This is a genomic window from Ideonella sp. BN130291 (assembly GCF_036231905.1).
Taxonomy (GTDB): domain Bacteria; phylum Pseudomonadota; class Gammaproteobacteria; order Burkholderiales; family Burkholderiaceae_C; genus CAMLIZ01.
Map to the genome: position 1 here is coordinate 1 of NZ_JAZARE010000011.1, position 11959 is coordinate 11959.

8 protein-coding genes are annotated in these 11959 nt (G+C 65.8%); all 8 read left to right on the plus strand.

Annotated elements, in window-relative coordinates; translation table 11 throughout:
• Positions 1–147 precede the first annotated feature (147 nt).
• The 8 genes from VPH43_RS21515 to VPH43_RS21550 all read left to right on the plus strand — a co-directional run bounded on the left by VPH43_RS21515 (position 148) and on the right by VPH43_RS21550 (position 11959).
• Complete coding sequence (locus VPH43_RS21515) at positions 148–879, plus strand: hypothetical protein (RefSeq protein ID WP_328579814.1); 732 nt, start codon at positions 148–150, stop codon at positions 877–879.
• 677 nt (positions 880–1556) lie between these two features.
• On the plus strand, positions 1557–2849 hold the full coding sequence (locus tag VPH43_RS21520; protein ID WP_328579815.1) for an MFS transporter: 1293 nt from the start codon (positions 1557–1559) through the stop codon (positions 2847–2849).
• Between the two features lie 36 nt (positions 2850–2885).
• The gene (locus VPH43_RS21525) at positions 2886–4274 is read left to right on the plus strand and encodes a NarK family nitrate/nitrite MFS transporter (protein WP_328579816.1); all 1389 of its coding nucleotides are present in this window, start codon (positions 2886–2888) and stop codon (positions 4272–4274) included.
• Positions 4275–4380: 106 nt separating this feature from the next.
• Positions 4381–8163: a nitrate reductase subunit alpha gene (locus VPH43_RS21530; RefSeq protein WP_328579817.1), complete on the plus strand. Its 3783-nt coding sequence runs from the start codon at positions 4381–4383 to the stop codon at positions 8161–8163.
• The gene (gene narH / locus VPH43_RS21535) at positions 8160–9683 is read left to right on the plus strand and encodes a nitrate reductase subunit beta (RefSeq protein WP_328579818.1); all 1524 of its coding nucleotides are present in this window, start codon (positions 8160–8162) and stop codon (positions 9681–9683) included. The genes VPH43_RS21530 and narH overlap by 4 nt, the downstream gene beginning before the upstream one ends.
• Positions 9680–10372: a nitrate reductase molybdenum cofactor assembly chaperone gene (gene narJ / locus VPH43_RS21540; RefSeq protein WP_328579819.1), complete on the plus strand. Its 693-nt coding sequence runs from the start codon at positions 9680–9682 to the stop codon at positions 10370–10372. The genes narH and narJ overlap by 4 nt, the downstream gene beginning before the upstream one ends.
• Positions 10369–11175, plus strand: a complete 807-nt coding sequence (gene narI, locus VPH43_RS21545; protein ID WP_328579820.1) for a respiratory nitrate reductase subunit gamma — start codon at positions 10369–10371, stop codon at positions 11173–11175. Before narJ ends, narI begins: the two co-directional genes overlap by 4 nt.
• Positions 11176–11188: 13 nt before the next feature.
• Positions 11189–11959 carry a peptidylprolyl isomerase gene (locus tag VPH43_RS21550; protein WP_328579821.1) on the plus strand — a complete coding sequence of 257 codons (771 nt, stop codon included), beginning with the start codon at positions 11189–11191 and terminating at the stop codon, positions 11957–11959.

Sequence of the window (11959 nt, forward strand, 5' to 3'; positions counted from 1 at the left end):
GTGAGGACCACAAAGGGCGCTTCAAACCCACTTCGGAGGGCGACCGCATCATGAGTTTGTCCGACTACCTTGTTCGAAGCGCCCATCGCGGGCGCGCGAAAACGAGTTGTTCAGACCTTCCCTAGGCCGCACCGCAAGAGGTCGAACATGAACGAATTCGATGGCGATCATCGAAAGTATCAGGCCCTGATGGACTACGTGGCGTTCAAGGAACTACACGAGTTTGTCTCAAATTCCGCGGCGATTGCAGCCCATACCGATTCGTACGCAGTCAGTTCTCTCGGCCCAATCGCCGCCTCGAAGGTCGTTGAATTGAAGGTGGCGAAAGCCGGGGAGCTTCGCGGCGCGCTGATGCACTTTGCCTGCCAGACGATTGTCAGTCTGTGTACTACCTTTGAAGTGGCCGCTAGGGACTTCTTGCAGGCAGTGTTTGCAGTGAAGCCTGACGGCATGTTCGAGTTCCTGGGCCCCGAAGATGCCCGGGGTCATGTCCCACTGAAGGACGTCCTTCAGGCCTCATCACATGACGAGTTAGTAGGCGCGCTGGCAAAGAGAGCTGCAGGCTCCGCCTCAAAGGGAAAGTACGGCGCAGTGTTTGCACGCGCCACTCAGCTAGCGGGTGGAACTGTGGACAAGGCAATCGTTTCCCGCTTAAACAGCTTGCAGACAGAACGAAACAAGCTGGTTCACGAGCGACACCGGCCTGCTATCGGCCTTGAAGAAGTGCTCAACGCTCACGCGACCGTCGATGCGGCAATCGACGCCCTTTGCGAGATCGCCGTGAAGGCCGGGATGCCGGGCCGCTATACATGCGTCCACTCAGACGCGGCGTGGGTAGTTCAGGATGTTGTGGGCCTAGTTCCAGGCGACGCTCCGTAGTCGACCAGGCAGTTGTCCCCATAGGGAGAACGCCATCACGCGCGCTCGACCGACAGGCGCAGTACGACCTTCATCCATCAAGTACCCACGGTGCCTTTCTCGCAACAGAAACACCTGAGCAAGTTTCCAGGATCAATATACAGAAGCAGTCGTTCAAACAACCGCCGGGCGGTCGTCGCCGTCGAGCGGCTGGTTCCCGGGCTGAAGCTGTCCGTCAGGCCGCCGACGCTTTGTGGCCGGTGTTCCCGGGGGCTGTCGCTCAGGCCATGATCCGCAAACGACTCAGATCAGTCTGCTGCCGTAGTTCGCTGCCGTGAGCCGAGCGGCTGCATCGGTCGCGAAAGAAGTCACCCAACAAGCGCTCCAACCTGCAACGTTCGTCGCCGGCACCGCTGAACACGTGCAGCGCCGGAACAGTCTGCCAGCCATTTGCAACCACCGCTTGGCCACACCGTAGTGCAAGCCCCCCGGGCTATCTCCCATCCTGCCCCATCCCCGCGCGTCACTCCTTGACGCCGCGCAACCCCACGCTCCTCTGATCCGCAGGTAGTTCTTCCGGACGACCCACCGCGCCCGGCATCGTTCTTCCGCACACCGCTCGCCCTGTCCAGCGAAGGATGCCGCGATGGCGCGTGGGCGGGAACAGTAGCGGCATGGAGAAAAAAAGGAGCCCCTCCATGCCTGCGATCCCTGCTTCCATCCCCCGTGTCGCGCCTCGCGCTGACAGCGCGCCGCGCAGCGGCCAGGCGCTGTCGGTGCTCGTCGTCAGCACGCTGGCCTTCACCGTGTGCTTCATGGTCTGGATGATGTTCGGCGTGATCGGCATTCCGATCAAGAAGGCGCTGAACCTCAACGCCACCGAGTTCGGCCTGCTCACCGCCATGCCGGTGCTCACCGGCTCGCTGATCCGGGTGCCACTGGGCATCTGGACCGACCGCTTCGGCGGCCGCATCGTCATGGCGGTGCTGATGGCCTGCACGGTGCCCGCCATCTGGCTGATGGCCTACGCCACCGCCTACTGGCACTTCCTGGTCATCGGCCTGTTCGTCGGCCTGGCTGGCGGTTCGTTCTCGGTGGGCACGCCCTATGTGGCGCGCTGGTTCCCCAAGAACAAACAAGGCTTCGCGATGGGCGTGTATGGCGCTGGCAACTCCGGCGCGGCGGTCAACAAGTTCATCGCCCCCGCGCTGGTGGTGGGCTTCGGCTGGGCCGTGGTACCTCAGGTTTACGCGGCCGTGATGCTGGGCACGGTGGTGCTGTTCTGGATGTTCAGCCACTCCGACCCGAAGCACCTGGTGCCCAGCAACGTCACCTTCGGCCAGCAGTTGAAGGCGCTCAAGGACCCCAAGGTGCTCAAGTACTGCCAGTACTACAGCATCGTGTTCGGCGGCTACGTGGCCCTGAGCCTGTGGATGGTGCAGTACTACGTGGGCGAGTTCGGGCTGGACATCCGCGTGGCCGCGCTGCTGGCCGCCTGCTTCTCCCTGCCGGGCGGCGTGCTGCGCGCAGTGGGCGGCTGGCTGTCGGACAAGTACGGCGCCCACAGCGTCACCTGGTGGGTGATGTGGGTGAGCTGGGTCTGCCTGTTCCTGCTGAGCTACCCGCAGACCGACTTCACCGTGCTCACCGTCAATGGCGCGCGCAGCTTCCACATCGGCCTGAACGTCTATGGCTTCACCGCGCTGATGTTCGCGCTGGGCGTGGCCTTCGCCTTCGGCAAGGCCAGCGTCTTCAAGTACATCAGCGACGAATACCCCAGCAACATCGGCGCCATCAGCGGCATCGTCGGCCTGGCCGGCGGCCTGGGCGGCTTCGTGCTGCCCATCCTCTTCGGCGCGCTGGTGGACCTGACCGGCATCCGCTCCAGCGCCTTCATGCTGATGTACGGCGTGGTCTGGGTCTCCCTCATCTGGATGTACTTCACCGAGGTGCGCCGCACCGAGGTGATGGGCCGGCACGTGCCTGCCTGACGCCCGCAACGCTCTTCAACCTCAACGGAGAACCTCATGGCTTCTTCCTCCCTCATCGCGCACTGGAACCCGGAGGACCACGGCTTCTGGCGCAGCACCGGCGCCTCCATCGCGCAACGCAACCTGTGGATCTCCATTCCCGCCCTCACGCTGGCCTTCGCCGTGTGGATGGTGTGGTCGGTGGTGGTGGTGAACCTGCCCTCGGTGGGCTTCAAGTTCAGCACCAACCAGCTGTTCTGGCTGGCATCGCTGCCGGCCCTGTGCGGCGCCACCTTGCGCATCTTCTATTCGTTCGCGGTGCCCATCTTCGGCGGGCGGCGCTGGACAGCCATCTCCACCGCATCGCTGCTGCTGCCGGCCGCCGGAATCGGCATGGCGGTGCAGAACCCGGGCACCCCCTATGAAGTGTTCGTGCTGCTGGCGCTGCTGTGCGGCTTCGGCGGCGGCAACTTCGCCTCCAGCATGGCCAACATCAGCTTCTTCTTCCCCAAGGAGAAAAAAGGCACGGCGCTGGGCCTGAACGCCGGCCTGGGCAACCTGGGCGTGTCGCTGGTGCAGTTCGTGGTGCCGCTGGTCATCACCGCCGGCGCCTTCGGCGGCTGGGGCGGGGAAGGGCAGACCATCATGAGGGCCGGCAAGGCCACCACCCTCTGGCTGCAGAACGCGGGCTACGTGTGGGTGCCGTTCATCATCCTGTCGGCATTGGCCGCCTGGTTCTGGATGAACGACCTGGCCGAGGCCAAGGCCTCCTTCGCCGACCAGGCCGTGATCTTCAAGCGCAAGCACAACTGGCTGATGTGCTGGCTGTACCTGGGCACCTTCGGCAGCTTCATCGGCTACTCCGCCGGCTTCCCGCTGCTGATCAAGAGCCAGTTCCCCGGCGTGAATGCACTGCAATACGCCTGGCTGGGCCCGCTGGTCGGTGCACTGGTGCGCCCTGTGGGCGGCTGGCTGGCCGACAAGGTGGGCGGCGCGAAGGTCACCTTCTGGAACTTCATCGCCATGGCGCTGGGCGTGGTGGCGGTGCTGCAGTTCCTGCCGCAGGGCGGGCAGGGCGGCAACTTCGGCCTGTTCCTCGCTTCCTTCCTGGTGCTGTTCGCCGCCTCGGGCATCGGCAACGGTTCCACCTTCCGCATGATCCCGGTGATCTTTCTGACCGAGCGGCAGCGAGCCGCGGCGGGGCAGCCGAAGGCCGTGCAGGAACAAGCCATCAAGGAGGCCAACAAGGAAGCTGCGGCCGTGCTGGGCTTCAGCTCGGCGGTGGGCGCCTACGGTGGCTTCTTCATTCCCAAGGCCTATGGCACCTCGGTGTCCATGACCGGGTCGATGGATGCGGCGCTGTACTTCTTCATCTTCTTCTACGTCACCTGCGTGGCGGTGACCTGGTGGTTCTACAGCCGCAAGAACGCGGAAATGCCGTGCTGATGCATCGCCTGTCACACAGCATTCACGCAGCGTTACGCACTACAGCGATGCAGTCATACCGCGTTGGCGTCCGCGCCCCAAGCTGCACGCACTTTCGGAGCCACTGATGAGCCACTTTCTGGACCGCCTCACGTTCTTCGCCCAGCCCAAGGAGAGCTTCTCCGACGGCCATGGCGTGACCACCGGCGAGGACCGCACCTGGGAGGACGCCTACCGCGCCCGCTGGCAGCACGACAAGATCGTGCGCTCCACACACGGCGTCAACTGCACCGGCTCCTGCTCGTGGAAGATCTACGTCAAGGGCGGCATCGTCACCTGGGAGACCCAGCAGACCGACTATCCGCGCACCCGCTGGGACCTGCCCAACCATGAGCCGCGCGGCTGCGCCCGCGGCGCCAGCTACAGCTGGTACCTCTACAGCGCCAACCGGGTGAAGTACCCGCTGGTGCGTGGCCGCCTGCTCAAGCACTGGCGCGAGGCACGCGCCACGCTGGACCCGGTGGACGCCTGGACCGCCATCGTCAACGACCCCGCCAAGCGCGCCGACTGGCAGAAGCAGCGCGGCCTGGGTGGCTTCGTGCGCAGCAGCTGGGACGAGGTGAACGAGATCGTGGCCGCGGCCAACGTGCACACCATCAAGCAGCACGGCCCCGACCGCATCATCGGCTTCTCGCCCATTCCGGCGATGAGCATGGTGAGCTACGCCGCCGGCAGCCGCTACCTCAGCCTGATCGGCGGCGTGTGCATGAGCTTCTACGACTGGTACTGCGACCTGCCACCCAGCAGCCCGCAGACCTGGGGCGAGCAGACCGACGTGCCGGAGTCGGCCGATTGGTACAACAGCACCTACATCATCGCCTGGGGCTCCAACGTGCCGCAGACGCGCACGCCGGATGCCCACTTCTTCACCGAGGTGCGCTACAAGGGCGCGAAGACGGTGGCGGTGACGCCCGACTATGCCGAGGTGAGCAAGCTCGCCGACATCTGGCTGCACCCCAAGCAGGGCACCGATGCCGCGATCGCGATGGCCATGGGCCACGTGATGCTCAAGGAGTTCTACATCGACAAGCGGAGTGCGTACTTCGACGACTACGCGCGCCGCTACACCGACCTGCCGCTGCTGGTGACGCTGAAGTCGCAGACCCTGCCGGACGGCCGCAAGATCATGGTGCCGGACCGGTACGTGCGCGCCAGCGACTTCCACGGCCACCTGGGCCAGCAGCACCATGCCGAGTGGAAGACCGTGGGCTTCGACGCCATGGGCAAGGCCGTGCTGCCCAACGGCTCCATCGGCTTCCGCTGGGGCCCCGAAGGCGACCCCGACAAGGGCAAGTGGAACCTGGAGGCCAAGGAAGCGCGCCACGGCAACGAGGTGCACCTGAAGCTGTCGGTGCTTGAGAACGAGGCCGGCGAGCAGGCGCACGACATGGTGCCGGTGGGCTTCCCGTACTTTGGCGGCATCGACTCGCCGCAGTTCACGCCCAACAAACAAAGCGACGTGCTGGTGCGCCAGGTGCCGGCCGTCACGTTGATGCTGGAAGAGCAGGGGGTTGCGAAGCCGGTGCAGGTGGCCACCGTGTTCGACCTGCACGTGGCGCACTACGGGGTGGACCGCGGCTTCGCCGGCGACGACTGCCCCGCCGGCTACGACGACAACCGGCCCTACACGCCGGCCTGGGCCGAGAAGATCACCGGCACGCCGCGTGACCAGATCATCACCGTCGCGCGCCAGTTCGCCGACAACGCCGACAAGACGCACGGCAAGAGCATGGTGATCATCGGCGCGGCGATGAACCACTGGTACCACTGCGACATGAACTACCGCGGCATCATCAACATGCTGATGATGTGCGGCTGCATCGGCCAGAGCGGTGGCGGCTGGGCGCACTACGTGGGCCAGGAAAAGCTGCGCCCGCAGACCGGCTGGACCGCGCTGGCCTTCGCGCTGGACTGGATCCGCCCGCCGCGCCAGCAGAACAGCACCAGCTTCTTCTACGCCCACACCGACCAGTGGCGCTATGAAAAGCTGGGCGTGGACGAGGTGCTGAGCCCACTGGCCGACAAGGCGCAGTTCGGCGGCAGCATGATCGACTACAACGTGCGCGCCGAGCGCATGGGCTGGCTGCCCAGCGCCCCGCAGCTCAAGACCAACCCGCTGCAGGTGGTGAAGGAGGCCGCGGGCGGCGACGTGAAGCAGTACGTGGTCGATGGCCTGAAGAGCGGCAAGCTGCAACTCAGCTGCGAGGACCCGGACCACCCCGCCAACTGGCCGCGCAACATGTTCGTGTGGCGCTCCAACATCCTGGGCTCCTCCGGCAAGGGCCATGAATACTTCCTGAAGCACCTGCTGGGCACCAGCCATGGCGTGCAGGGCAAGGATCTCGGCAAGGACGAGGCCAAGCCCAAGGAAGTGGTGTGGCACGACAAGGCGCCCGAGGGCAAGCTCGACCTGCTGGTCACGCTCGACTTCCGCATGAGCACCACCTGCCTGTATTCGGACATCGTGCTGCCCACCGCCACCTGGTACGAGAAGAACGACCTCAACACCAGCGACATGCACCCCTTCATCCACCCGCTCAGTGCCGCGGTGGACCCGGCCTGGCAGGCGCGCAGCGACTGGGAGATCTACAAGCGCTTTGCCAAGACCTTCAGCGAGGTGTGCGTGGGCCACCTGGGCGTGGAGAAGGAAGTGGTGATGACACCGCTCATGCACGACACGCCGGCCGAGCTGGCGCAGCCCTTCGGCGTGCAGGACTGGAAGCGCGGCGAGATCGACCTGATCCCCGGCAAGACCGCGCCACAGATCACGGTGGTGGAGCGCGACTACCCCAACACCTACAAGCGCTTCACCTCGCTGGGTGGCTTGATGAACAAGCTGGGCAATGGCGGCAAGGGCATAGCCTGGAACACCGACACCGAGGTGCAGCAGCTGGGCGAGTTGAACGGCGTCGTGCAGGAGCCCGGCGTGAGCCAGGGTCGTCCGAAGATCGAGACCGACATCGACGCCGCGGAAGTGGTGATGATGCTGGCGCCCGAGACCAACGGCCATGTCGCCGTGAAGGCCTGGGATGCGTTGAGCCAGCAGACCGGCCGCGAGCACGCCCACCTGGCGTTGCACCGCGAGGACGAGAAGATCCGCTACCGCGACATCCAGGCCCAGCCGCGCAAGATCATCAGCTCGCCCACCTGGAGCGGCCTGGAGAGCGAGAAGGTCAGCTACAACGCCGGCTACACCAACGTGCATGAGCTGATCCCCTGGCGCACCCTCACCGGGCGGCAGCAGTTCTACCAGGACCACCCCTGGATGCGGAACTTCGGCGAAAGCTTCACCAGCTATCGCCCGCCGGTGGACCTGAAGACCATTGACGTAGTGAAGAACATGAAGGGCAACGGCGAGAAGGAGGTGGTGCTCAACTTCATCACGCCGCACCAGAAGTGGGGCATCCACTCCACCTACAGCGACAACCTGCTGATGCTCACGCTCAACCGCGGCGGCCCGGTGGTGTGGCTGAGCGAAGACGACGCGAAGAACGCCGGCATCGTGGACAACGACTGGATCGAGCTCTTCAACGCCAACGGTGCCATCGCGGCCCGCGCGGTGGTGAGCCAGCGGGTGAACCCCGGCATGGTGATGATGTACCACGCGCAGGAAAAGATCATCAACACGCCGGGGTCCCAGATCACCGGCCAGCGTGGCGGCATCCACAACTCGGTGACCCGCATCGTGCTCAAGCCCACCCACATGATCGGCGGCTACGCGCAGCTGAGCTACGGCTTCAACTACTACGGAACCATCGGCACGAACCGCGATGAGTTCGTGGTGGTGAGGAAGATGACCAAAGTGGATTGGCTGGATGAAGAGTCCAGCACCGAAGGAGCGACAGCATGACGATCCGCGCACAGATCGGCATGGTGCTGAACCTGGACAAGTGCATCGGCTGCCACACCTGCTCGGTGACCTGCAAGAACGTGTGGACCAGCCGGCCCGGCATGGAATACGCGTGGTTCAACAACGTGGAAACCAAGCCCGGCATCGGCTACCCCAAGGAGTGGGAGAACCAGGACAAGTGGAAGGGCGGCTGGACCCGCCATGCCGACGGCTCCATCACCCCGCGCCAGGGCGGCAAGTGGAAGCTGCTGTCGAAGATCTTCGCCAACCCCAACCTGCCGCAGATCGACGACTACTACGAGCCCTTCACCTTCGACTACGACCACCTGCAGTCGGCCAAGGAAAGCAAGGCCGCGCCCACCGCGCGCCCGCGCAGCCTGATCACCGGCAAGCGGATGGAGAAGATCGAGTGGGGTCCGAACTGGGAGGAGATCCTCGGCGGTGAATTCGCCAAGCGTTCGAAGGACAAGAACTTCGACGATGTGCAGAAGGAGATCTACGGCCAGTTCGAGAACACCTTCATGATGTACCTGCCCAGGCTGTGCGAGCACTGCCTGAACCCGGCATGCGTGGCATCGTGCCCCTCGGGCTCGATCTACAAGCGCGAGGAAGACGGCATCGTGCTGATCGACCAGGACAAGTGCCGCGGCTGGCGCATGTGCGTGAGCGGCTGCCCGTACAAGAAGATCTACTACAACTGGCAGAGCGGCAAGGCGGAGAAGTGCATTTTCTGCTACCCCCGCATCGAGGCCGGCCAGCCCACCGTGTGCAGCGAAACCTGCGTGGGCCGCATCCGCTACCTCGGTGTGCTGCTGTACGACGCCGACCGCATCCAGGAAGCGGCCAGCGTGGAACACGACCGCGACCTCTACCCGGCGCAGCTGGGCCTGTTCCTCGACCCGCACGACCCGAAGGTGATAGCGCAGGCACGCATCGACGGCATTCCCGACGCCTGGATGGACGCCGCGCGCAAGAGCCCGGTCTACAAGATGGCGGTGGAGTGGAAGGTGGCCCTGCCGCTGCACCCGGAGTACCGCACCTTGCCGATGGTGTGGTACGTGCCGCCCCTGTCCCCCATCACCTCGGCCGCGCAGGCCGGGCATGTGGGCATCAATGGCGAGATCCCCGATGTGAACCAGCTGCGCATCCCGGTGAAGTACCTGGCCAACCTGCTGACCGCCGGCGACACCATGCCAGTGGTGCGGGCGCTGGAACGCATGCTCGCGATGCGCGCCTACCAGCGCGGCAGGCACGTGGACGGGACCGAGAACCTCAAGGCGCTGCAGCAGGTGGGCATGAGCCCGGCCGAAGTGCAGGAGATGTACCAGATCATGGCCATCGCCAACTACGAGGACCGCTTCGTCATCCCCACCAGCCACCGCGAATACGCCGAGAACACCTTCGACATGAAGGGCGGCTGTGGCTTCTCGTTCGGCAACGGCTGCTCCGACGGCGCCACCGAGGTGAGCCTGTTCGGCGGCAAGAAGCGCCGCACCATTCCCATCAAGGCGACGGTATGAGGAAGCACGACACCATGAGCCATGCCACCACCTTGCGCGCCATCGCGCGCCTGCTGTGCTACCCCGACGACGGGCTGATGCGCCAGGTGCCGCAGGTCGCCGAAGCGCTGGTGCTCGACGGCACGCTGTCGTCCAGCACCCGGCGTGCCCTGATGGCGCTGGTCGCCGACCTGGTGCAGCGGGACTGGCTGGAAGTGGAAGCCCTCTATGTGGACACCTTCGACCGCGGCCGCCGCACATCCTTGCACCTGTTCGAGCATGTGCACGGCGATTCGCGTGACCGCGGCCCGGCCATGATCGACCTGCAGCAGACGTACGCCGGCTCGGGCCTGTACCTGGCCGATGGGGAACTGCCCGATTTCCTGCCCGTGGTGCTGGAGTTCGCCTCCACCCAGCCGGCTGACACCCAACGCGAGTTCCTGGGCGAGATGGCGCACATCCTGAATGCACTGCACAGCGCGCTGGTGGAACGCGAGAGCCCCTATGCCGCCGCCGTGGCCGCGGTGCTGGAACTGGCCGGTGAGCCGGTGCAGGCCGTGAAGCTGGAGCCCGAGGCCCCGCTCGACGACAGCTGGCAAGAGCCTGAAGCCTTCGGCGGCTGCAACAGCGCGGGCCAGCAGGCGCCCGGCCAGCCGCAAACCATCCACATCGTGCGTTCCAACGCCCAGCAAACCGGAGCTGCCGCATGACCTCCGCGCTCGACACCTTCCTGTTCGGCCTGTACCCCTACATCTGCCTCACGGTCTTCCTGGTCGGCAGCCTGATCCGCTTCGACCGCGACCAGTACACCTGGAAAAGCGACTCGTCGCAGATGCTGCGCACCGGCAGCCTGCGCTGGGGCAGCAACCTGTTCCATGTGGGCGTGCTGTTCCTCTTCTTCGGCCACGGCGTGGGCATGCTCACGCCGCACGCGGTGTACGAGCACTTCATCAGCGCGGGCCAGAAGCAGTTGATGGCGATGATCAGTGGCGGCATCGCCGGCACGCTGGGCTTCATCGGCGTGAGCCTGCTGCTGCACCGGCGCTTGGCCGACCCGCGCATCCGTGCCACCAGCAAGACCAGCGACATCGCGCTACTGGTGCTGCTGTGGGTGCAGCTGGCACTCGGCCTGGGCAGCATCGCGCTGTCGGCCCAGCACCTGGACGGCGGGCTGATGATGCGGTTTGGCGAATGGGCGCAGCGCATCGTGACCTTCCGCCCCGGTGCGGTGGAGCAGCTGGCCGAGGCCGGCTGGCTCTTCAAGCTGCACATGGCGCTCGGCATGACGGTGTTCCTGGTGTTCCCGTTCACGCGGCTGGTGCATGTGTGGAGCGGGTTCGCCACCGTGTTCTACGTACTGCGGCCCTACCAGCTGGCGCGCAGCCGGCGCCTGAACCTGCCGCAGGGTCATCTGCAGCCCGGCGGCGCGCCCGCTGCCACGCCCGCCGTGCCGCCAGCCGCAGCCGCGCCACGCGAGCTGCCCGTGCGCAGCCCCGGCGTTCGCGCCGCATGACCCGGGTACCGCCATGCAAACCGATACCCTGATCGCCGTGGCCCGCGTGCGCGGCGTTGCGTTGCACCAGCAAGGCGAGCAGCTCGGGCCTGAAGCGCTGCGCGAGCGGGCCTGCACCGAGCTGCTGCGGCAGCGCGCGCAGCAGGCCGGCCTGTTGGCCGCCGATGACAGCGTGCATGCCGATGCCGTGCTCAGCGCCGCGGCGGCCGATGCCATCGAGCGCCTGCTGGAGCGCGAACTGCAATTGCCCGAGCCCGAAGAGGCCGCCTGCCGGCGCCACCACGCGGCCAACATCAAGCGTTACAGCACCGGAGAGCGCGTGCATGCGCGCCACGTGCTCTTTGCGGTGACCGACGGCGTGGACCTGAATGCCCTGCGCAGGGTGGCGGAGCAGACGCTGCTGGACCTGCGCGCCGAGCCCGGGCGTTTTGCCGAGCGTGCCGCGCAACAGTCCAACTGCCCGAGCGCCGCCCAGGGCGGCGACCTTGGCTGGCTGACCCGGGACGACTGTGCGGAGGAGTTTGCACGTGAGTTGTTCGCCCACACCGAGGTGGGCGTGCTGCCGCGCCTGGTGCACAGCCGCTTCGGCCTGCATGTGGTGGAGGTGCTCCAGCGCAACCCCGGCACGGCGCAGCCCTACGAAGCCGTGCGCGGCGCGGTGGCGCTGGCGCTGCGCCAGCAGGTGTATGTGACCGCGCTGCGGCAGTACCTGCAGCTGCTGGCCGCCGACGCCGACATCGTCGGCGTGGACCTGGCCGCCAGCGACAGCCCGCTGGTGCAGTGA